This is a genomic window from Paraburkholderia sp. BL6669N2, from assembly GCF_003387275.1.
Classification (GTDB): domain Bacteria; phylum Pseudomonadota; class Gammaproteobacteria; order Burkholderiales; family Burkholderiaceae; genus Paraburkholderia.
The window spans coordinates 1616701-1638093 of the sequence record NZ_QUNA01000001.1 but is presented as its reverse complement, the minus strand read 5'-3'; the positions used below and the strand labels follow the sequence as shown (position 1 = coordinate 1638093).

Annotated in this window: 17 protein-coding genes and 1 pseudogene; 10 read left to right on the top strand and 8 right to left on the bottom strand. The window is 60.4% G+C overall.

What is annotated here, in order from left to right; genetic code table 11:
* Positions 1-1755: 1755 nt before the first annotated feature.
* Both ltrA and B0G80_RS07555 read left to right on the top strand, forming a co-directional pair.
* Complete coding sequence (ltrA, locus tag B0G80_RS07560) at positions 1756-3060, top strand: group II intron reverse transcriptase/maturase (protein ID WP_116119565.1); 1305 nt, start codon at positions 1756-1758, stop codon at positions 3058-3060.
* A 265-nt stretch (positions 3061-3325) separates the two neighbouring features.
* Positions 3326-4576 carry an IS256 family transposase gene (locus B0G80_RS07555; RefSeq protein ID WP_116117577.1) on the top strand — a complete coding sequence of 417 codons (1251 nt, stop codon included), beginning with the start codon at positions 3326-3328 and terminating at the stop codon, positions 4574-4576.
* 26 nt (positions 4577-4602) lie between these two features.
* Here the strand turns inward: B0G80_RS07555 and B0G80_RS46755 are convergent.
* From B0G80_RS46755 to B0G80_RS07540, 3 genes and pseudogenes are all read right to left on the bottom strand, one after another.
* Positions 4603-4719 (bottom strand): annotated as a pseudogene (locus tag B0G80_RS46755) (IclR family transcriptional regulator); the annotation flags it as partial.
* A 5-nt stretch (positions 4720-4724) separates the two neighbouring features.
* Entirely contained in the window at positions 4725-5315 is a 591-nt protein-coding gene (locus B0G80_RS07545) for a dimethylsulfonioproprionate lyase family protein (RefSeq protein ID WP_116117576.1), read from the bottom strand.
* 11 nt (positions 5316-5326) lie between these two features.
* A complete protein-coding gene (locus B0G80_RS07540) occupies positions 5327-6259 on the bottom strand; it encodes a DMT family transporter (protein WP_116117575.1) in 933 nt (310 codons plus the stop codon).
* A 280-nt stretch (positions 6260-6539) separates the two neighbouring features.
* Here B0G80_RS07540 and B0G80_RS07535 point away from each other — a divergent pair, with 280 nt between their 5' ends.
* The 4 genes from B0G80_RS07535 to hutG all read left to right on the top strand — a co-directional run bounded on the left by B0G80_RS07535 (position 6540) and on the right by hutG (position 11252).
* A complete protein-coding gene (locus B0G80_RS07535; RefSeq protein WP_181919927.1) occupies positions 6540-7433 on the top strand; it encodes an N-formylglutamate amidohydrolase in 894 nt (297 codons plus the stop codon).
* Between the two features lie 69 nt (positions 7434-7502).
* Positions 7503-8504, top strand: a complete 1002-nt coding sequence (locus tag B0G80_RS07530; protein WP_116117573.1) for a LysR family transcriptional regulator — start codon at positions 7503-7505, stop codon at positions 8502-8504.
* A 177-nt stretch (positions 8505-8681) separates the two neighbouring features.
* Complete coding sequence (pruA, locus tag B0G80_RS07525; protein WP_116117572.1) at positions 8682-10295, top strand: L-glutamate gamma-semialdehyde dehydrogenase; 1614 nt, start codon at positions 8682-8684, stop codon at positions 10293-10295.
* 153 nt (positions 10296-10448) lie between these two features.
* Complete coding sequence (gene hutG / locus B0G80_RS07520) at positions 10449-11252, top strand: N-formylglutamate deformylase (RefSeq protein WP_116117571.1); 804 nt, start codon at positions 10449-10451, stop codon at positions 11250-11252.
* Between the two features lie 84 nt (positions 11253-11336).
* Here the strand turns inward: hutG and B0G80_RS07515 are convergent, their stop codons facing one another.
* Genes B0G80_RS07515 through B0G80_RS07500 form a run of 4 tightly spaced genes read right to left on the bottom strand, consistent with a single transcriptional unit; the run spans position 11337 to position 14842 of the window.
* The gene (locus B0G80_RS07515) at positions 11337-12266 is read right to left on the bottom strand and encodes an electron transfer flavoprotein subunit alpha/FixB family protein (RefSeq protein WP_116117570.1); all 930 of its coding nucleotides are present in this window, start codon (positions 12264-12266) and stop codon (positions 11337-11339) included.
* The gene (locus B0G80_RS07510) at positions 12266-13015 is read right to left on the bottom strand and encodes an electron transfer flavoprotein subunit beta/FixA family protein (RefSeq protein WP_116117569.1); all 750 of its coding nucleotides are present in this window, start codon (positions 13013-13015) and stop codon (positions 12266-12268) included. The genes B0G80_RS07515 and B0G80_RS07510 overlap by 1 nt, the downstream gene beginning before the upstream one ends.
* Positions 13012-13668 (bottom strand): HutD family protein, encoded by a 657-nt coding sequence (locus tag B0G80_RS07505; RefSeq protein WP_220377451.1) that lies wholly within the window; start codon positions 13666-13668, stop codon positions 13012-13014. Before B0G80_RS07505 ends, B0G80_RS07510 begins: the two co-directional genes overlap by 4 nt.
* Complete coding sequence (locus tag B0G80_RS07500; RefSeq protein ID WP_116117567.1) at positions 13655-14842, bottom strand: FAD-binding oxidoreductase; 1188 nt, start codon at positions 14840-14842, stop codon at positions 13655-13657. Before B0G80_RS07500 ends, B0G80_RS07505 begins: the two co-directional genes overlap by 14 nt.
* Positions 14843-15161: 319 nt before the next feature.
* On the opposite strand from B0G80_RS07500, the gene B0G80_RS07495 reads away from it, so the two are divergent.
* Positions 15162-16835 carry an electron transfer flavoprotein-ubiquinone oxidoreductase gene (locus B0G80_RS07495; RefSeq protein ID WP_116117566.1) on the top strand — a complete coding sequence of 558 codons (1674 nt, stop codon included), beginning with the start codon at positions 15162-15164 and terminating at the stop codon, positions 16833-16835.
* Between the two features lie 37 nt (positions 16836-16872).
* Here B0G80_RS07495 and betI read toward each other — a convergent pair whose 3' ends face one another.
* On the bottom strand, positions 16873-17538 hold the full coding sequence (gene betI / locus B0G80_RS07490) for a transcriptional regulator BetI (RefSeq protein ID WP_116117565.1): 666 nt from the start codon (positions 17536-17538) through the stop codon (positions 16873-16875).
* A 494-nt stretch (positions 17539-18032) separates the two neighbouring features.
* Between betI and B0G80_RS07485 the strand changes: the two genes are divergently transcribed.
* The 3 genes from B0G80_RS07485 (at position 18033) to B0G80_RS07475 (ending at position 21376) form a co-directional block, all read left to right on the top strand.
* Positions 18033-19109, top strand: a complete 1077-nt coding sequence (locus B0G80_RS07485) for an ABC transporter ATP-binding protein (protein WP_116117564.1) — start codon at positions 18033-18035, stop codon at positions 19107-19109.
* 147 nt (positions 19110-19256) lie between these two features.
* Positions 19257-20531: an ABC transporter permease gene (locus B0G80_RS07480; RefSeq protein ID WP_116117563.1), complete on the top strand. Its 1275-nt coding sequence runs from the start codon at positions 19257-19259 to the stop codon at positions 20529-20531.
* Positions 20532-20536: 5 nt separating this feature from the next.
* On the top strand, positions 20537-21376 hold the full coding sequence (locus B0G80_RS07475; RefSeq protein ID WP_116119564.1) for an ABC transporter permease: 840 nt from the start codon (positions 20537-20539) through the stop codon (positions 21374-21376).
* Positions 21377-21393 lie beyond the last annotated feature (17 nt).

The following is a 21393-nucleotide window of genomic DNA, read 5'->3' as shown; positions in this document are numbered from 1 at the left end:
GATCGGCTGGTGTGGGCAAGTGAAACGCTGTCCAGCCATTGGCTGTGATAAGGGCGTTGGTTCGGTCGCGGGGGTCGCACCGACTTTCCTCCACCAGACGTCGACTGTCCTCAATCTGTTGCTGCTCGCCACAGCGGCTGCTGGCCGCTTTGCGGCCGGAATCTTCGCAAGAGAAACGGCCGCCAAGCGACGCGACAGTCTGTTGGGTTTCTATTCGTGGCTCTTCAGGTCCTCAAGAGACTGTTCCAGCGTTTCGGCTGCGTCGAGGTGCAACTGGATCGATGACGCATCCAGGGCGACGCCTGACGGCATGCCCAAGACCGCGAGCGAATCCCTGTCGGGATCCGCCATTTCTCAGGCGGTAGGTACGATTACCCGACGTTCTGCGAGACACCATCGCCCCGGGTTAACACAAGCAGGCATAGGGTGCCTCGTGCCGACACAACAGCGAAAAGAAGCCGCCGGTCGGCCGCGGGTGCGGTACAAACGCGAAGGCCGGATCTCCCTGGGTGAATGTAGGATCAGTCAGCGTACCGTCAGGCTGGCGGACCAGCAGTGCGCGACCAGGTGCAGGGGAGCGCCTTCCGTCTCGACGACGAGCCAGCCGCGCACGGGCTGGGTGCCCGCATGAGTCGCGGTCCACGCGTCGACGGCATCGTGGCAGTTAGGGGTAATCGTCCGAATCGTGCGAAATCTGGCGGTAGTCGCGCGGAGCGCCGCTCGCAGCGAGGATCGCCGGCTTTCGGGCTTTCGCATAATCAGCCTCTTCGCAAGCCATTGATCAATATGGATTTTTAGATGGAGACCGCCAGAATTCGCACGAAAAGTACGACAACCCCGAGATGTCGAAGACGTTGTTGGTTCAGGCGGGATCCGATTCGATACCGCAGCCGGCGGATTGGGAAAAGCGTCGACTACCGAACCGGGGAGAGAAAGATGCCTGTCGGAGTCTCGGCTTTACTGACCACTCCGGATCATCGCAAGCCTGTACTTGCCATCTTTGGCTTCGACACCGTGAGGGTCGCGCGTAAAGCCTCCGAAGCGAGCGTATCGGGGTGCCCTCAAATCCGCAGCGCACCTGCCTTACCCACGGACTATATATCCCACGCCGCTCCCCAGCGCATGCAGCGACACGTACCTGACTCGATTGCAACGCTGCGCTGGCGAATTGCTGCGGACATCTCCAGACGATTACAGAGGTGCCCGTATTGCTGCGTTACTCCCATGTTTTTGTGACACAGTGTGCGTCCAGCCAAGGCTGGCGTGTTCAGCAGGAGATATACCTGCCGGGGTAGAAGTCAGAAGCTCCGTAGCTTGGATAGCAGGGTGGCGGGAAACCAAGACTCTGAAGCCTATCGACGTCCGTCTCCTTGGGGGACGTGCGAGTCATCGGGCCGTAATGAAGATGAACGTGGATGTGGCCTCGAAAATAATAGACCCGAAGGCCGAGCCCTCACTGTGTAGGCGAAGGCAGCATGGGTAGCCGAAATCTGACCGATACGGCTACTTCACTTCGGCGGGGTGTAAGCGACGGCACGATGACAAGGACACGCTAAGCAACTGGAGAAGCCCTCCTCGCCCCGATGAGAAATCGTCGGAGCAAGGTAGGTCCTATAACCGGAGAACCCGGGAAATGGATCGAAGGCGAGAGGGTGGCGGACGGGTCCGTAGTAGCTGTGAAGTTGGGTAACGCTGACGGAGCGAAGGGGCCCTGCTGTTTGTAATGTCCTCAACAACATGGGAGGCAAGGACGAGATGACAAAGACGTCCGTTAGTTTGCAGGACCTGAGGCGAGGGCTATACGTCAAGGCGAAGGCTGAACCGTCCTGGCGTTTCTGGGGTTTGTACGTTCATCTCTGCAAGACGGAGGTACTACGCGAAGCTTACGAGATGGCCAGATTAAACAACGGAGCACCGGGTATTGACGGCGTGACGTTCGAAGTCATCGAGGCGCAGGGCGTGGAGGCGTTCCTGGAGCAGATAAAGGGCGAACTGGTTGAGCGTACCTACCGGCCACTGCCGGCACGGAGGAAGGAAATACCGAAGGACGGGGGGAAATTCCGCGTCCTATCGATACCCGCCATCCGTGATCGAGTGGTCCAGGGTGCGCTCAAGCTGATACTGGAACCGATCTTCGAGGCAGATTTCCAGCCGGGGTCGTATGGCTATCGTCCCAAGAGGACCGCACATGAAGCGGTGCAGCGAGTGGCGACGGCGATCGTGCAGGCGAAAACACTGGTCATAGATCTGGATCTACGCGCCTACTTTGACACCGTGCGGCATCACCTGCTGCTCGACAAGGTGGCGAGGCGGATCAATGATCGGGATGTCATGCATCTGCTAAAGCTGATGCTGACGGCATCGGGCAAACAAGGCGTTCCGCAGGGCGGGGTGATTTCGCCGCTACTCAGCAATATCTACCTCACAGAGGTGGATCAAATGCTGGAGCGAGCGAAAGAAACCACGCGCAATGGGACGTACACCTACGTCGAGTATGCCCGTTTTGCTGACGATCTTGTCGTGCTTATCTATGGTCATCCGCGTCATGCGTGGTTGCTCGGGGCCGTAACCCGACGCCTTCGGGAAGAATTTGTCAAACTACAGGTCGAAGTCAACGAAGAGAAAAGCCGCACTGTGAATCTGGCATGTGGAGAGAGCTTCGGCTTTCTGGGGTTCGACTTCCGTCGCGTCCGAAGCATCCGGAACAAGGTGCGGCGACCGCAGTACACGCCCAAGCTGAAGAAGCGAACGGCGTTACTGCGAAAGCTCAAGGATGTGTTCAGGCGATATAAGTCACAGCCAGTGGGTCGGGTTGTCGAATTGATCAACCCGGTGCTACGCGGCTGGGTGAACTACTTCGCTATTGGAAATTCCAGTGAGTGCTTCAGCTTCGTGAAAGACTGGGTGGAAAAGAAGATCCGGCGCCACATGCAGCGATCCCGGCAGCAACATGGCTTCGGCTGGAAGACGTGGAGTAAGCGGTGGCTGTATGGCGAACTGAAGCTATTCAATGGCTACAAGGTTCGCTACCAGACAGCGTCGAAAGCGTCCCCAGCATGATAGGTCCCATAAACGTTGACATGAAGCAAACAGGAGAGCGTAGTGCCGGAAAACGGCCCGCTGCGTTCGATGAGGCGGGAGCTGGAAACGTGGCCATGGCAGCCGGATTGAGGCCCACTGCGAAAGCGGAGGAACTGCCACCGGAGCCTAACGTGCGCGCGCCAGTTCTCGACCCTACAGTATTGGGCGGAACGCTACGCCGAGGGTGTAAAAATTTTTGTGTAAACGGTCATTTGGCAGGAGACTGTCAGCAACAGGAGCACAGATGACCGTGGCGAAACGCAACAAAAGAGAGAAACCCGATCCTGAACTCGTCAAGCTGGCAGACGGCCTGCTGGCGAACTACCAGAAGCCGGAAGATCTGATAGGCGAGAACGGGTTGCTCAAGCAGCTCACGAAGATGCTGGTGGAGCGAGCGCTTGAGACGGAGATGTCCGAGCACCTGGGCCATGGCAAGAGCGAAGCGGTGACCAATGCCACTGGCAACACCCGTAATGGGCATAGCGCGAAGACGTTGCAGGGGGAGTTTGGCGAGTTGCCGCTCAATATTCCGCGCGACCGTCAGGGCGCATTCGAGCCGAAGCTGGTGGAGCGTCATCAGACGCGTTGGACGGGCTTCGACGACAGGATCATTTCGTTGTACGCGCGGGGTCTGAGCGTGCGCGAGATCCAGGGTCATCTGGAAGAGATGTACGGTACGGAGGTGTCGCCCACGCTCATCTCGGCGGTCACCGACGCCGTCAGCGAGGAGGTGAAGGTCTGGCAAGCCCGTGCGCTCGACGCGCTTTACCCGATCGTCTATCTCGACTGCATCCACGTCAAGGTGCGCGACAGCGGCGCGGTGCGCACCAAGGCAGTGTACCTGGCCATCGGCGTGAACATGGCCGGTCACAAGGAGGTCCTGGGACTGTGGATTGCCCAGACCGAGGGGGCAAAGTTCTGGCTGCAAGTGGTCACTGAGCTGAAGACGCGCGGCGTGCAGGACATTTTTATCGCCTGCGTCGATGGGCTCAAAGGTTTCCCTGAAGCCATTGAAGCGGTCTACCCGAAGGCGGCCGTGCAACTGTGCATCGTGCATATGGTGCGCAACAGCCTGAACTTCGTGCCGTGGAAAATGCAGCAGGAAGTCGCCGCCGATCTGAAGACGATCTACACTTCATCGACCGTAGAGCTGGCCGAACAGATGCTCGGCGTCTTCGAGGCCAGGTGGGACAAGGACTACCCTTCCATCGGGCAGAGCTGGCGGCGCAACTGGGCACGCGTGATCCCGTTCTTCGATTACCCACCGGAGATCAGGAAGGTGATTTACACCACGAATGCCATAGAATCGATCAACATGAGCCTGCGCAAGGTGATCAAGACCCGCAGCTCGTTCCCGACCGATGAGGCCGTCACCAAGCTGTTTTACCTGGCCCTGAACAACATTAGCAAGAAGTGGACGATGCCGATCCGCGACTGGAAGGCCGCACTGAACCGTTTCACGATCCAGTTCGAAGAGCGGCTGGTGCCGGGTTAAACCTCAACCCGTTTACACAAAATTCGGGACACCCCCGCTACGCCGATCGCGGGATAACCTCGCCGTTGCACGGGCGCGGCCATTGCGGTCCTGCCCGGCGCGAAGACTTCGTTGATCGTCGCGTAGCCGCGTTCCCGCGCAGCACGTTCTAGACCAGCAGGCACCAGAATGCAAAAAACGGTAGGTTCCTCGATCTCATCGCATGAGAGATGTTGGACCTGTTGTACAGCCCACCGCCAATTCCAGGTTCAAACCAGTCACCGTTTCCCTGTTTGAATTCCCCCGCCGTCAGAAGAACATAGGCCTCCTCCGGGACGTGCTGATGGTCCGGGTACCGGGTGTTCGGCGCCAGCAACGAAAAGCCAAGCTGAACGTCGTAACGACTTTCCATTCCGCCGGGGCCGACTATCATTCCGTTCACGTGGTTTTCGACATAGTTCTCGCTTCCGTTCAGCCCCGTCGTTCGGCGCTGCCATCCAATGAACGGTTCGAGTTCCTTGACGGATCGTGCTGCGCAGGCCAAGGGCGTCTCATCTGCCGGCACAGATGCAAGCGCGCGGTCGAGGTAGATGCACGCAGGGTAGATTGTCAGATTTCTTTTCCCATCATCGCTCTCTGTTGCCAGACGCCTGAACACCTTGCAGGACAGTTCCCGTGCAGCTTGCGGTAAAGCCTGGTTCTGAAAAAGAACGTGCGCAACGTTGATGAAATCCTGCAGGGTCTTCTGTCGTGCGTACATGGCTCGTCCAGTCAGTCAAAGCTGACGGTGGATGGCGCTATAAGCGCGGCTTCTTGCCGTGCGCCCGCCTGGCGACCGAACTCAAGGAGCGCAATGCTTCCTAAAATCATGAATACGGCTATGAGTTCGAGCGGGCCGACGCGTTCGCCCGCACTCCAGCCGATCAGCAGCGCGACGACTGGCGTGACGTACACAGCGCTCGCGGCGGCTACTGCCCCGAGTTTCTCGAGCAGGTAGTAATAGAGCAGAAAAGAGGCGCCGGTGCCGAGCAGTCCCAGACCAAAAGCAAGTCCCGTCGCGGCCTTCCAGTCTTGCAGAATTCGGCTCATACCGTGCAGATCCGTCAGGCTAACGAGAATCAGCAACGCCAGTCCCATCTGCCAAGTGACGATTGCCAGCGGAGGAACGCTAGTCCCAGACAGATACCGGCGCACATAAATGTAGGATAGACCGAACACAATCGATCCGGCCAGCATCCACGCTACCCCGATCGCGCTGATCGCAGCATCGGGGCCCGTGCTCGTCCATGGTCGCGAGATGAGAGCGATACCGAGGATTCCTGATAGCACGCCGGATGCCATCATTCGGTTCATGCGTTCATTGCGCAGAAAGACGCCCGACGCAATCGACGTGAAGAGCGCTGGTGATCCGCCGAGAACGCCCGCGATGCTGGATGGCAGAAGCGCAGTGCCTTGCGCCATCGCAAAGTATGAGAACGCCGTCGCAAAAGCCGCCATGATGGTGAAGTGATGGAGGTATCTGAGCTGGGCGAGACGGACGACTCTTTTGCGCCAGGCAAGTATCGCGAGCGGCGCGAACCCGAAAAAGACGCGCAACAGGGAAATCTGTCCCGCAGTTACGAGTCCTGACGCCCACTTCATGTAGATGAAGTTCGAGCCCCAAAAAACTCCGAGAAGTGCGAAGGCAGCGTAAATCCGAATCACGGTCTTTCCCTGCTGCGGTTATGCTTCTCGGAGAGGATGTCGCGCGACGAGCGGTCGCTCTGGCTTCCCTTGGAGGTGCCGGCATCAAGCGCCTGCCGCAACGTAGAAGCTGCGCGGGAGTGTATTCGCGAGCCGCGACGTGCCAATCGAATTTCATGCAGTTTATAGTTAGCGCAAAGCGGGCTTGTGCAATTCCGCAGGAGAGCGGGAAATGCTAAGTTTCAGGTGCCCTGGTGTAATCGCGAGAGGGCTTTTGCGCCTATAAGCCATGGAAACTGATATGCCGAACCCCGGTTGCGACACCCTGCTTCGTGGCGATTCGCCTGTCCTTGTCGTGACGCCCCACACGGGTACCCTGATTCCCCAGGAGTTGCGCAAGCACGCTGGCTGGGTGCCTGTCGAGGGCCGGCTGGCCGATCCTGCCGGACTTCTGTTTCATGACGCCGCGCGCCGCTGCGGCATCACCTTGATTTCCGCCCGGTATCATCCATGCGTGATTGATTTCATGGTGTCCGCGGATGGTCCTCCGTTGTCTGTTGGAGTGGATCGTGGAGGGCTGTGTCGAACGCACACGTCACGCGGAGAGTCTCTATATGAGCCGGATATGCCGCTGACTACCGCCGAGGTGAATGAGCGCGTCGAACGAATTTGGCGACCATTTCATCTGGCCGTCGCAGAAGAAATTCGGCGCCTTCGCGCGCTGCATGACCATATTCTGCTGCTTGTGCCGCATGCGAGCTGCTGGCTTTCGCCATTTCGCGAGGAGTCCGCCGGCCGCGACTGCAACGTCGGAACCGACAACGGTAAAGCCTGCGACCGGAAACTCGTCGGCGCGCTGACGGAATCCGCCAAGGCCCAAGGACGCTCGTGGGTGGTTAACGGAAACATCGCCGATGGCTTTACCGCGGAGCACTATGGAAACCCCGCATCCGGCATTCATGTGTTGAACTTGGAGATTTCGGGCCAATGGAGAGTCGATTGCGCATCCGAGGCTGACCGGGCGCTGGCGGGACCGGCGGATGGCGGTGCATTGCGAGCGTCGCGGGACCGAAACACGAGCCTCGTCGACACCGCCATGGCGCCGCTGCTTGAGACCTTCGAAAATGTTCTGCGAGGTCTGCCCGCGGCCGTCCGGACGGAGGCTGACCGGCATACCGGTGCCCATCAGTTGTAGAGTTCCCGTTGCGAGGAAATCGCCTCGCTGAACATCGTGCTACATTCAGTCACCCATGAACCGCCGGAAATGAAAGAGCGCTTTCCTGAACAGTTTCCCGACTGGGACTTGCTCGCAAGCTGGGTCGCGGTCGTGGAAGCAGGGTCGATCTCCGACGCAGCAATCAGGCTCGCCATCTCGCAAGCCGGCGTGTCCCATCGCATCAAGGTGCTGGAAACGCTGCTCGATACCACCTTGCTCGACCGGGCGACCCGTCCCGCCCGCCCCACTTCGGCGGGGCAAAGGCTCTTTGAACACGCCACCGTGCTACTGCAGGGCGCGAGCCAGATGGTGGAGAGCGTGCGCAGCGTCACGCGCGCGAAACGGGTGGTCGTAAGGCTGGGTTGCGTCGACTCTTTCGCGGCCACGATGGGCCCGATCGTCATTCGCGCGCTTGCGGGCACGTCGCATCAGATCCGTCTGTGGTCGGGCATTGGTCCGGTGCTCGAGGCCCAGCTGGAAGCACGGCAGGTCGACATCGCAGTGACCACGTCTGGCCAGACGGGCGCGCCGGGAATCATCCGGCAAAGGCTTTTTTCCGAACCCTACCTGGTCGTCCTGCCGCGCAACTTCGAGATCGACCGCTACGGTACCCTGACTGACCTCTCATCGCATCTCCAGTTGATCCGCTATAGCGCGAGGTCGGTCATCGGCCAGCACGTCGATGGGTATCTGGCCGCGAACGCGGAGAGTATCGAACGCACGTACGAGCTCGATGCGACGGACCCGTTACTGAGTCTGGTCGCAGCCGGACTCGGTTTTGCGCTGACCACGCCCATGTGCCTGTGGCAGTCGCGTCAGTATCTGAACGATGTCCGCGTCGTGCCGCTGACGTCGTTTTCGCGGCACGGCCGCCCCTACCAGACACTCAGCCGGTCGTTCTACCTCGCGTTTCGCGAGAACGAACTTGGCCGGCTGCCCGTCGACATGTATGACATGCTGAGACTTGCGTTTCAGCGGCAGGTGGGGCGAGACATTGCGGCCGCGCTTTCGCTCGCGCCCGAAGACGTCTACACGATGGACGGGGCCTGATCCGGAATCCGCTGCACAAACGCCGCCGATTCTATACATAAGAGACATTGACTTAATCAACTCACGCACAAAGACGGGCTAGTCTGGTACCTGAACCGACCGGCCTCGGCTTTCCGCCTTCGAGGACACACTCGCGTCGGCCGGCCATACGTCCCATCGTTTTTGAAGGAGCAGGGGTTGAACTCAAGTCCAAATTTCCCATTTCCGGCCAATGAGCCCGAGGTGCACTTCGGTGCCGGCTCCGAGGCCGCCGAGCAGCTTACCGAGGCATTGAGCGTACGCGACGTCGTCGAGATCCCGACCGTCATCGGTGGTAAACGTTATTTCTCCAATGACGTCGTAGAGGTCCGCGCACCGCATGACCATTCGCGTCTGCTCGCACGTATTCACCGTCCGACCAACGCGCAGATCGGCGAGGCGATCGCCAATGCGAAGTCAGTTTCGCGCGAATGGGCGGCGCTGTCGTACGCGAGCCGCGCGACGATCCTGCATCGCGCGGCTGACATCATTGCAACGCGCCAGCGCATGCGCATCAACGCAGCGACCGTGCTCGGGCAGAGCAAGACCATCGATCAGGCGGAGCCGGACTCGGCATGCGAACTGATCGACTTTCTGCGCTTCAACGCATTCAACGCCCAACGCGTGTATGCCGAGCAGCCGCTGTCGGTCTCGACGGCTGTCAATCGCACGGACTGGCGTCCACTCGAAGGCTTCGTGTATGCCGTGTCGCCGTTTAACTTTACTGCGATCGGCGGCAATCTGACGACCGCGCCTGCGATCATGGGTAACACGGTGCTGTGGAAGCCGTCCGAGAAATCGGCACTCGCCAACTGGATTTTCTACGAAGCGCTCGAAGAAGCTGGTCTGCCCGCTGGCGTCATCAACTTCGTGCCGGGCGATGCGGAACTGACCACCCGCGCCGTGCTGGATTCGCCCGATCTTGCGGGCATCCACTTCACCGGATCGTCGGCAGTGTTCCAGTCGCTGTGGAAGGGTGTCGCCTCGAAGGTCGGTGCGTTCCGCACGATTCCGCGCCTGGTCGGCGAGACTGGCGGCAAGGACTTCGTGCTTGCGCATCCGTCGGCGCATCCGGCGGAACTGGCGATCGCGCTGATCCGCGGCGCGTTCGAGTATCAAGGCCAGAAGTGCAGCGCCGCATCGCGCGCGTACATCCCGCAGAGCTTATGGCCAGCCGTGCGCGAACAGCTCGTCGAACGCCTCGCGCAGCTGAAGGTGGGCGATCCGGCCGATCTGGGCAAGACGTTCATGGGTGCGGTGATCTCGCAGGCGTCGCATGCGAAACTGACCGCCGTCCTGAACGCCGCGAAGGACGACAGCAAGGTTACGATCGTCGCGGGCGGCAAGACGTGGTCAGAGCCGGGCTTCTTCGTCGCGCCGACGGTGCTCGAAGTCAGCGATCCGGAGCACGCATTGATGACCCAGGAACTCTTTGGCCCAGTGCTGTCGGTGTTCGTCTACGCGGACAATGCGTGGTCCGAGACGCTGGCGCTGATCGACGCGACAAGCCCGTACGCGCTGACCGGCTCGATCTTCTGCACCGATCGCTTCGCACTGCATGAAGCTGAAGCCGCGCTGGTCAATGCAGCCGGCAACCTGTACCTGAACGACAAGCCGACGGGCGCGATGATCGGCCAGCAGCCATTCGGCGGCGGCCGCGCGAGCGGCACCAACGACAAAGCCGGTTCGTACCTGAATCTGCTGCGCTGGACGTCGCCGCGGGTCGTGAAGGAAACCTATTTGCCGCCGCGCGAGTGGTCTTTCGGCAGCTAAGCTAACCTGGGCAGAAAGCCGCGCGGATCGTCGATTCGCGCGGTTTTTTTATTCAGTCGTCAGAATGGCGGTGGCTGGCAGGCTCCGTGCGAACCCACCGATCCCAAGCGGTCAGTCGCGCCATGCGCAAGTCTATAGTGGAGAATTCCAGACATGACCGACTCACGGGTGTTTGATTTCAAGGCGGGCTCCTTGCCATTGCTGGTTTCCATTCCGCATCTGGGCAGCATCATCCCGGACGACCTGCTGGACGGATGCACGGATGCCGCACGCACCGTCGCTGACACGGACTGGCACCTCGACCAGCTCTACGACTTCGCCGCGCAAGCCGGCGCTTCCGTCCTGAGTGCGCGCGTCTCTCGATACGTCATAGATCTGAACCGTCCGCCTTCCGGCGAGAGTCTCTATCCCGGGCAGACCACTACCGGGCTGTGCCCTTGCGAAACGTTTCGTGGTGAGCCGATATACGCCGATGGGAAAGTGCCCTCGTCCGAAGAGATAGCGGCACGGCTTCAGGCATTCCATGCGCCTTATCACGCGAAGCTACGCGAGACGCTCAGAGAGCTGAGGGCCGAGCATGGGCAGGTTCTGCTTTGGGAAGCGCATTCGATTGCGAGCGTGCTGCCCCGTCTCTTCGATGGCAAGCTTCCCGACCTGAACCTGGGCACGAACTCCGGCAAGTCGTGCGCGCCGCAGGTTCTGGATGCGGTGACGGCAACCCTGAGCCGGCAGCCATTTTCATGGGTGGCCAATGGCCGGTTCAAGGGCGGCTATATCACGCGCGAATATGGGCGGCCGGAAGAGGGAATCCACGCTATCCAGCTCGAGATGTGTCAGTCGAGCTACATGAACGAGGACGCGCCGTTCGACTATCGGCCAGACATCGCGGCAAGCATAAAGCCAGTCGTGGAGCAGATGATGTCGGCGGCGCTGGAAGCCATGCGACGTCTGTCCTGATAGAGACGAGAGTAGATGCAAGAAAGCCGTCACCGCAGATCAGCGGTGACGGTGGCCAGGTGATGCCGCCGGCCCTCGGGTTAATCAGAGTGATTGAGTGAGTTGCGGCACCGCTTCGAACAGGTCGGCAACCAGACCGTAATCCGCCACGCTGAAGATTGGCGCTTCGGCGTCCTTGTTCACCGCGACGATGACCTTCGAATCCTTCATGCCTGCGAGGTGCTGGATCGCGCCGGAGATGCCGACGGCGACGTAAAGCTGCGGCGCGACAATCTTGCCGGTCTGCCCGACCTGCCAGTCGTTCGGAGCAAACCCGGAATCGACCGCGGCACGCGACGCACCGACGGCAGCGCCCAGCTTCTGGGCGAGCGGATCGAGCAGGGCGAAGTTCTCCGCGCTCCCCATGCCGCGACCACCCGAGACGACGATGCGAGCGGACGTCAGCTCCGGCCGCTCACTGGTCGACACTTCTCTGCGGACGAACCGCACGCGCGCCTTGGTCGCGGTCGCCTCCCTCTTTTCGACAGACGCTGAGCCGCCTGTCGCTGGCGCGGCCTCGAACGCGGTCGTCCGGATTGTCGCGACCTTGACTGCGTCGTCGCACTGCACAGTGGCAATTGCATTGCCGGCGTAGAACGGCCGGTCGAATGTATCCGCCGAGTGGATCGCGATCACATCGGAAATCTGGGATGCATCGAGCCTGGCCGCGACGCGCGGCGCCACGTTCTTGCCGGCCGCAGTCGCAGGAAAAAGGAGGTGGGAGTACGACGGCGCGAGCGTAAGGACCTGTGCCGCAACGTTCTCGGCCAGACCGTCAGCCAGCTCGGGTGCGTCGATCAGGATCACCTTGTCCACGCCTGCGATCTGACTCGCTGCATGAGCAGCCGTCCCCGCGCTGTGACCGGCAACGAGTACATGGACGCCGTTGTTCAATTGACGTGCTGCAGCAACGGCGTGCAAGGTCGAAGCCTTGATCTGCGCGTTGTCGTGTTCTGCGATGACGAGAGTGGCCATTAGATTACCTTCGCTTCGTTTTTCAGTTTGTCGATGAGCGCAGCCACATCGGCGACGCGCACGCCGGCCTGGCGAACGGCTGGCTCCACCACCTTCAGCGTCTTGAGGCGGGGAGCCGGATCGACGCCGAGATCGGCAGGGCTGACCGTGTCGATCGGCTTCTTCTTCCCCTTCATGATGTTGGGAAGCGTCACGTAACGGGGTTCGTTCAATCGCAGATCGGTCGTGACGATGGCGGGCAACTGCAATTCAATCACTTCGAGTCCGCCATCCACTTCGCGCGTCACCGTCGCTGTTTCGGCTCCGATTTCGATATGGCTGGCGAATGTTGCCTGTGGCCAGTCCAGAAGCGCGGCGAGCAGCTGGCCGGTCTGGCCAGCGTCATCGTCGATGGCCTGCTTGCCGAGAATCACGAGTTGCGGCTGTTCGCGTTCGACCGCTGCTTTCAGTAGTTTGGCCACGGCAAGCGGCTGCAACTCCACGTCGGTCTGGATGTGAAAGCCGCGATCTGCGCCGATTGCGAGCGCGGTACGCAGCGTTTCCACACTCTGCGCCGGGCCGCAGGTGAGCGCGACGACCTCGCTCGCCTTGCCCGCTTCCTTGAGGCGCGTGGCCGCTTCCACGGCAATTTCGTCGAACGGATTCATCGACATCTTCACGTTGACTATGTCAACGCCGGTTTGGTCCGCTTTCACGCGGACCTTCACGTTGTAGTCGACAACGCGTTTAACTGCTGCAAAGACCTTCATGTGACATTTCCTTCATTCCGAAGATTTAATTGAGCCAGTGACTCGATCAGGACCAGTGCAACGGCGGCGCCCGAAGCTGACGGAAACAACGGCGTCTGCACGGCATCCGTCAGCGGCGCAACCAGCAAGTCCGGTCCGTCGATGTGCCGTGTGATCACGCAGCCTGACGCTAGCGGCGTCGCCGTGGTCCCGTCTTCTGTTCGCCAGTCGCAGGTTCCTCTCAACGGCAACACGAGCGCAAAACTGCCGGTCGGTACGAGGGTGGTTTCATGCAACGGGACAACGCGCGAGCGAAAGCGCTCGCGCGCCACCATCGTGTTGAGCGCGATGACCGGACCGCCTCGCAGCGTTGCCTGCCAGTCAATCGCGCCGTCATATTCGACAGCACGACCCGGCTCCAGCGTGATGTGGTTTCCGGCATGTCGTAGATCGACCCCCGCGCCCTGGACCACGAGCGACAGCCGGTCCATATCGGGAAAACGTGAGTACGGACCATCGCGCTCCACCACAGCGAGGCTGATGCGCCAGGCACCGTCGGCGCCCTCAGCGAGAGAGCGGGTTCGACCGCCGCCGTTACGCCACGGCTGCAACGCGTACGATGCAAGCGGCCGGATCGTGAGACCGGCCGGCACGCGCGCTTCAGGAGACGGCACCAAGTCCATATTTGCCGGTCAGAAGCTCGCCCGCCGCAAAGCGCTCGATCGAATACGGCTTCAGCGAGACGTCCGTCGTCACGCCGAGCGCGCTTTGCGCCAGGATCTTGCCGACCGTAGGCGAAAGCTTGAAGCCGTGACCCGAGAAGCCGTAGCCGACCGTCAGTCCCTCGATGCCCGGTAGCGGTCCGAGCACCGGGTTCCAGTCCGGCGTCACGTCGTAGACGCCCGTCCACGACGACGCGATGCCCGCCGCTTCGTAGGCTGGGAAGCGCTCGGCGACCTGCGCCCCGACATCGACGACGTAGTCCATCGGAATGTCGCCCTGTTCGGTGTCCGCGGTGCTGAGCTTCTCGCCGACCACGCCTTCGCTCACCAGCATCTGGTTGCCACCGTAGCTGCGGTAGTAGAGCATGCCTTCGGACGCCAGATCCTTGAACACCGGCATCTTGAACGTGTACGCGGCGCCGGCGCAATCGAGCGCGAGGACCGCATGGCGTTCCGGCGCGATGGGCAGCGTCTTGCCGGTCCAGCCGGCGAGCTCCGGCGTCCAGATGTTCTGTGTGCTGATGACGGTCGAGCACGCGAAGTCGCCCGCGCTGGTCGACACGCCGACCACCTTGCCGTTTTCGATCAGCAGCTTGTTCACGGTGGCGTTCTCGCGGATGGTTACGCCGCCGCGCCGCGCCGCGCGCGCGAAGCTGGTCGCCGTCAGATACGCGTCCGCGAAGCCGGCTTCCGGCTCGTAGCCGATCAACGCAGCGTCGCTGAACTCCGCGATCGGCAGGAGTTCCTTCGCCTGGCGCGCATCGAGCAATTCGAGCGGGATGCCTTGCTCCTTCTGCTGGTGGAGCGATGCGCGCAAAGGCTCGAGCTTGTCGCCGTCGGCCGCGACAATCATATAGCCGCACTTGACGAGCCCGCACGATGCTTCGTCGTCGCCGAGATAGGCGGCGAAGTCGTTGAACACCGACCACGACTTGCGCGCGAGTTCGACGTTTTCCTTCACCGAATAGTGCGTGCGCAGGATGCCCGACGACTGCGAGGTCGTACCCGCTCCGATCGTGGCGCGATCGAGCACCAGTACGTTCCGCGCGCCGAGCTTCTGCAGGTGAAACGCGACCGAACTGCCGATCACGCCCGCTCCGATCACCACCACATCATAGGTATTCACGATTCCGCTTCCTTTTTGGGTTCCCCATCGTGAGCGCAGTGTGAGGTCTCCCAATTCAAACCCCACCAATATCAACGAGCGCGATGTTTAGCAAAAGTGTGGTTCGTGCAGTTGTGCTTCATGGACGAGGTTCCTCGGGTTTGTACCGAGGGTTCGTCCGCAGGCTTAGGGAGGGCGCGCACGAAGCTGTCGCCCGCCCGGCAGCATCAATCCAACAGCCGCTTGTTTGCAGCATCAATGCGGTTGATAACGCCGCAAGTTTTTTTGTCGCGAACTACGATGCGCTGCGAAATGTTTTGACCACATGGGGTTTGGACACATGAACACAGGCACTCTAGCGGGCGACGCAATCGACCGCGAGTCGATGGAATATGACGTCGTGATCGTCGGCGGCGGCCCGGCTGGCCTGTCCGCGGCGATCCGCCTGAAGCAGCTGGCGGCCGACAAGGGCGTCGAGCTTGGCGTCTGCGTGCTGGAAAAGGGCTCGGAGATCGGGGCGCACATCCTCTCGGGCGCGGTGATGGATCCGCGCGCGTTGAATGAACTGATTCCCGACTGGAAGGAAAAAGGCGCGCCTCTGGACGTCGAAGTGACCGAGGACCGCTTCCTCTTTCTGTCGGAGAACACTGCGAAGGCGGTGCCGAACTGGGCACTGCCGGACAACTTCAAGAACCACGGCAACTACGTGATCAGCCTCGCGAATGTCACGCGCTGGCTGGGCCAGCAGGCGGAAGCGCTGGGCGTCGAAATCTTTCCCGGCTTTCCCGCCGCTGAAGTGCTGTACAACGACGACGGTTCGGTAAAAGGCGTCGCCACGGGCAATCTCGGCATCGGCAAGGACGGCCAGCCGACTGAAAACTTCCAGCTCGGCATGGAACTGCACGCCAAGTACACGCTCTTCTGCGAAGGCGCGCGCGGGCATCTCGGGCGTCAGCTGAACGAGAAGTTCAGGCTGCGCGACGGCGTCGATCCGCAGGTCTACGGCATCGGCATCAAGGAACTGTGGGAGATCGATCCGTCGAAACACAAGCCGGGGCTCGTCATGCACACGGCCGGCTGGCCTTTGCAGACGGACACGTACGGCGGCTCGTTCCTCTATCACATGGACAACAACCAGGTGGTGGTCGGCTTTGTGGTCGGCCTCGGCTATACGAATCCGTATCTCTCGCCGTTCGAGGAATTCCAGCGCTACAAGACGCATCCGGCGATCCGTCATTTTCTGGAAGGCGGCAAGCGCGTGTCGTACGGCGCGCGCGCGATCACTGCGGGCGGCCTGATGTCGCTGCCGAAACTCGTATTCCCCGGCGGCGCACTGGTTGGCGACGACGCGGGCTTCCTGAACGCATCGCGTATCAAGGGCTCGCATGCGGCGATCAAGACCGGCATGCTCGCCGCCGATGCTGCTTTTGAAGCCGTGCAGGCAGGCCGCACGAGCGACGAACTCACGGCGTATCCCAAGTCTTTCAAGACTTCGTGGCTGCACACGGAGCTTCACAAGGCCCGCAACTTCAAGCAGTGGATGAGCAAGGGCCTGTACCTCGGCACGTTGATGGTGGGCATCGAGCAGAAGGTGCTCGGCGGCAATGTGCCGTGGACGCTGCACCATCAGCATTCCGATCATGAGATGCTCAAGCCCGCGTCGCAATGCACGCCGATCACATACCCGAAGCCGGACGGCAAGCTGACCTTCGACCGGTTGTCTTCAGTGTTCATATCGAACACGAATCACGAAGAGAACCAGCCGGCTCACTTGACGCTCAAAGACCCCACGGTGCCCGTGAACGTGAACTGGCAGACGTATGCGGGTCCGGAGTCGCGTTACTGCCCGGCGGCCGTTTATGAGTTCGTGAAGAACGACGACGGCAGCGAACGCCTCGTGATCAACGCGCAGAACTGCGTGCACTGCAAGACCTGCGACATCAAGGACCCGACGCAGAACGTCGTGTGGGTGACGCCTGAAGGCGGTGGCGGTCCGAACTACTCAAACATGTAGAGCGGGGACGACATCGCGCCTGACAAGACGATGCTCACTAATGCGTCGAAGGCGACGAAGCCGCACGCTTCATGTTCGACTTCCAGACCCAGTGAGTGGCGTTGTCGATCATGCCATGGAAGATTCCAATCACTTCATCCATCGAAATGCTGGCAGCGACCTTGTGCTCGATCCATAACCCATGCACAAGCGCCATGGCCTGGATTGCGTGTATGCGCGCCATCGCCGGATCACAGCCGGCCTGCTTCAGGTCGAACAGGAAGTTCGACCGCAGACGGCGCGAAAACGCGGCGCACAACCTCTGGACTTCCGCTTCGTGCGCGGACGAGCTCCACATATGCGGCCATACGTTCGCGGCGCCTGGACTCATGACTTCCTGGTTGAAGCACATGTCCGCCGTGAATTTCATGCGCTCGACAGGGTCGGTGATGGTGCGCCGGCCACTCGTCAACCGTTCGCGCATCCGTCGGATCAGATACATGAACGTCTTGTACACGAGATTGCTTTTGTTCTCGAAGTGGTGGTGCACGAGGCCGACCGATACACCGGCGTAGTCGCTCACCTTGCGAATCGTGAGGTTTTCGAGCCCGACCTCTCCGACCACCGCCAGCGTGGCGTCGAGCAGTCTCGCTCGCATTCCCTCGTATTGCCAGCCGTCTTCCTTCCGGGAGTTGGCCGTTGCGACCTCAGACGGCGTTTGCATTTAAAGATCCTGAATTTGAGTCACCGAGCGTCACGCAGGTGGCCGGGCGGCCAACCGACGCGTCTCACGCAGCCATCTTACCTGGAGCGATTGATTTGAACAAACGTTTACAGAACCACGGTTGACCAAGGTCCTGTATTGCTGAACATCCGTTCATCTTGTATCGGCAAAATCGGTGCGTTGAGTTAGTCCGTTTCGGCGATACGCTGGGAGTATGGGTAAAAAGCGCCGTGAAAAATTATTTTTGACACATCTCGGGCTTCGCTATAGTAGGGAAAACGCGAAATGAATTGAACAGATGTTCAGGATACGATGCTGTATCCGAGAGGTTAAGCGGGAGCTCGACTGATCGTGTGTTCAGTTGGCTAGCGCAGAATGACGCCGTACGCGGCATGTCGAGACTGCATTCGGCCCGGGCGCCGCGAGACGCTTTGGTAACAGTGCGGTGAGCGAAAGGTTGCGAACGATTTAAGAGCTTTTCTTGAGGAACGGTGATGTCGACAATTGTCTCTTTCAAAAACGTCCAGAAGACGTACGACGGCGAAACTCTGGTAGTGAAAAACCTGAACCTTGACATCAAGGAAGGTGAATTTCTCACGATGCTGGGGCCGTCCGGTTCGGGAAAGACCACTTGCCTGATGATGCTGGCGGGATTCGAAACGGCGACTCACGGAGAGATCCTGCTGCAGGGGCGCCCGATCAACCGCATCCCGCCCGAGCGTCGAAATATCGGCATGGTGTTTCAGAGCTATGCGCTCTTTCCTCATAAGTCCGTGGCCGAGAACCTCGCCTTCCCGCTGAAAGTGCGCAAGGTCAGCAAATCCGACATCGAAAAGAAGGTCAGGAGCGCATTGAAGATGGTGAACATGGAGAAGTTCGCCAATCGCATGCCGGCTCAGTTGTCAGGAGGGCAGCAGCAGCGCATCGCCGTTGCGCGGGCGCTGGTGTTCGAGCCCGCGCTCGTGTTGATGGACGAGCCGCTTGGCGCGCTCGACAAGCAGCTACGCGAACAGATGCAGTACGAGATCAAGCAGATCCATGCGCAAAGCGGTCTGACGGTCGTGTATGTCACGCACGATCAGAGCGAAGCGATGACGATGTCCGACCGCATCGCCGTCTTCAACAACGGGATCATCCAGCAACTCGCTACGCCATCGAAGCTGTATGAGCAGCCGGAAAACGTGTTTGTAGCGCGCTTCATTGGCGAGAGCAATGAACTGAAGGGCATCATCGCCGAGGTCGAGCAGCAGCGGTGCACCGTCAAGCTCAACGGTGGTCATACCATCAAGGCAAGTACCGGCGTGGCCATTCGGGCTTCCGACAACGCGTGCGTGTCGCTGCGACCGGAACGCGTAGCGATCGGCGAGTCAGCCAAGGGCTGCGACAACGTGTTCAGTGGCGGTGTGAAAGACCTGATCTATTACGGCGATCATCTTCGTCTGGTCATGCAGATCTGCGGCAAGGACGACTTCATCGTCAAGCTTCCGAATGACGGCGTCGCCCGCACGCTGCGAGTCGGGGATTCAGTGAACATCGGCTGGATGGCCGACGCATGCAGGGCATTGCAATAGGAACCGGGTCTGTGAGGACATGACGCCAGCATCATCCGACGCCTGTCGACCTCTAGCCCAGCCTGGCCATCAGGCTGTACTGGTCTCTGATGTCATCCAGAGACTCCGCGCCAACCAGACAAGGCGGATTTTCTGCCGTACTGCAAAATGATCCTTCCCACTGATATGACCGTCCCCGCGGGTGACGCCCCTCCAGCGATTGCCGACGACCTGCGAGGGCTTAAGGCCCGACTGCGCCGGGCGGAACGCACGGGGCGCGCGAAGGCCTTTCTGCTCGTCTTTCCGCTGCTGGCATTCTTGCTCGTCACGTTTCTGGTTCCAATCGGAAGCCTGTTGCTCAAGAGCTTTCGGGACCCGACGATTTCAAACGAACTGCCGCACGCGGCTGCGCTGCTTCGCAATTGGGATCCGGCCTCGGGCGAGTTGCCGGGCGATGCAGTCTTCACTGCATTCGGCAACGATCTCACGGCGGCAAAGGGAAATGACGGCGTGAGCCGCGTTGCGTCGCGGCTAAATTACGACGAAGCAGGGTTGCGCAGCCTCATCATGAAAACGTCGCGACACCTTGGCGATGATCAGTCAGGCTCCTGGCACAGCCGCCTGACGACGATCGATTCGCGCTGGGACGACCTTGCCGTCTGGAGCACGTTGAAATACGCGGCCTCTCCGTGGACATTGGACTATTACCTGAAAGCCTTCGACTTCAAGCGGGACGCGTCCGGCGCGATCGTCCGTCAGGGCGAGGGGCAACGCCTGTACGTCGATGTCTTTGTCCGCACAGCGTGGGTAAGCGTATTCGTCAGTTTTCTATGCCTGCTGTTTGGTTACCCGGTCGCTTACTTCCTTGCCAATATTCCCGCGCGCTACGGCAATCTGTTCATGATCATGGTCCTGCTGCCTTTCTGGACCTCGATCCTCGTGAGAACGACTGCGTGGGTTGTCGTGCTGCAGACGCATGGGGTCGTGAACGATCTGCTCGTTCAGCTCGGCATTAGCAGAATGGCGCTGATCTACAACCGGTTCGGCGTACTGGTCTCGATGACGCACATCCTGTTGCCCTACGCCATCCTGTCGTTGTACAGCGTGATGAAGGGCGTCCCGGCGGTCTACGTGAAGGCCGCACGCTCGCTCGGAGCAGGGCCGATTCGCTCGTTTTTCCAGGCCTATTTTCCACAAACGCTGCCTGGCGTCGGAGCGGCCGGAATGCTGACGTTCATTCTGGCGGTGGGCTACTACATTACGCCCGCGATCGTGGGCGGACCCGATGATCAGCTTGCCAGCTACTACATCGCCAATCACGTGAACGCCACGCTCAACTGGGGACTGGCGAGTGCACTGGCTTCAGTCCTCCTCGTGGGCGTATTGCTCATCTACGGCATTTTCGTGCGCATCACCGGCGGTGCCGGCGTGAAACTGGGGTAATGCACATGTTCAACTTTCCTGCTTACGTGACCGTTTGGGGAAGAGTCGGGCGCGTCTCATTTGTCGCGCTTTCGCTCACGGTGCTGCTATTCCTCGTGCTGCCGATTCTCGTGGTCATGCCGCTGTCTTTCAACTCGCAGCCTTACTTTACCTATCCGCTTCCCGGACTGAGCCTGCGCTGGTATCAGGAGTTCTTCGGGAGCTCGGACTGGATGCTGGCGCTGAAGAACACCATGATCACTGGCGTCGTATCGACCGTCATTGCAACCCTGCTCGGTGTGACTGCTTCGCTGGGATTGACCAGTAGCCGCATCCGGGGAAAGCAGTTGATTACTGCCGTCCTTATCTCGCCGATGATCGTGCCGCTGATCATCACCGCAGTGGGCGTCTACTTCGCCTTCAGTCCGCTCGGCCTCACTGGCAGCCTGGTCGGTCTCATCCTGTCGCACGCTGCGCTGGGCGCGCCGTTCGTCGTGGTTACCGTTACGGCGACGCTGGCGGGCTTCAATGAAACGCTGAGCCGGGCAGGCCGCAGTCTGGGCGCCTCTCCGTTGCGCGTGTTCCTGCAGGTGAAGCTGCCGATCATCGCCCCCGGCGTCGTATCGGGAGCGCTGTTCGCGTTCGCGACTTCCTTCGACGAAATTGTCGTCGCGCTTTTCCTGACCGGTCCGGACCAGCGCACTATTCCGCGGCAAATGTGGGCGGGCATTCGCGAGCAACTCAGCCCAACGATTCTTGCGGTCGCCTGTCTGCTGGTGGTGATCTCGACGCTGCTGCTGTTGACGCTCGAAGCGCTGCGTCGTCGCACGGAGCGACTTCGCGGCAGCAGCAGTCATGTTGCCTGAATTCATGTTGCCGAATA

Bases quoted from the DNA above. Each gene is read 5' to 3' on its own strand.
- B0G80_RS07530 (WP_116117573.1), top strand. From the start codon at position 7,503: ATGAAAGAGCGCTTTCCTGAACAGTTTCCCGACTGGGACTTGCTCGCA.
- B0G80_RS07485 (WP_116117564.1), top strand. From the start codon at position 18,033: ATGTCGACAATTGTCTCTTTCAAAAACGTCCAGAAGACGTACGACGGC.
- B0G80_RS07545 (WP_116117576.1), bottom strand. From the start codon at position 5,315: ATGTACGCACGACAGAAGACCCTGCAGGATTTCATCAACGTTGCGCAC.
- betI (WP_116117565.1), bottom strand. From the start codon at position 17,538: ATGCAAACGCCGTCTGAGGTCGCAACGGCCAACTCCCGGAAGGAAGAC.
- B0G80_RS07555 (WP_116117577.1), top strand. From the start codon at position 3,326: ATGACCGTGGCGAAACGCAACAAAAGAGAGAAACCCGATCCTGAACTC.
- B0G80_RS07535 (WP_181919927.1), top strand. From the start codon at position 6,540: ATGCCGAACCCCGGTTGCGACACCCTGCTTCGTGGCGATTCGCCTGTC.
- B0G80_RS07480 (WP_116117563.1), top strand. From the start codon at position 19,257: ATGATCCTTCCCACTGATATGACCGTCCCCGCGGGTGACGCCCCTCCA.
- ltrA (WP_116119565.1), top strand. From the start codon at position 1,756: ATGACAAAGACGTCCGTTAGTTTGCAGGACCTGAGGCGAGGGCTATAC.
- B0G80_RS07515 (WP_116117570.1), bottom strand. From the start codon at position 12,266: ATGGCCACTCTCGTCATCGCAGAACACGACAACGCGCAGATCAAGGCT.
- B0G80_RS07510 (WP_116117569.1), bottom strand. From the start codon at position 13,015: ATGAAGGTCTTTGCAGCAGTTAAACGCGTTGTCGACTACAACGTGAAG.
- B0G80_RS07495 (WP_116117566.1), top strand. From the start codon at position 15,162: ATGAACACAGGCACTCTAGCGGGCGACGCAATCGACCGCGAGTCGATG.
- hutG (WP_116117571.1), top strand. From the start codon at position 10,449: ATGACCGACTCACGGGTGTTTGATTTCAAGGCGGGCTCCTTGCCATTG.
- B0G80_RS07475 (WP_116119564.1), top strand. From the start codon at position 20,537: ATGTTCAACTTTCCTGCTTACGTGACCGTTTGGGGAAGAGTCGGGCGC.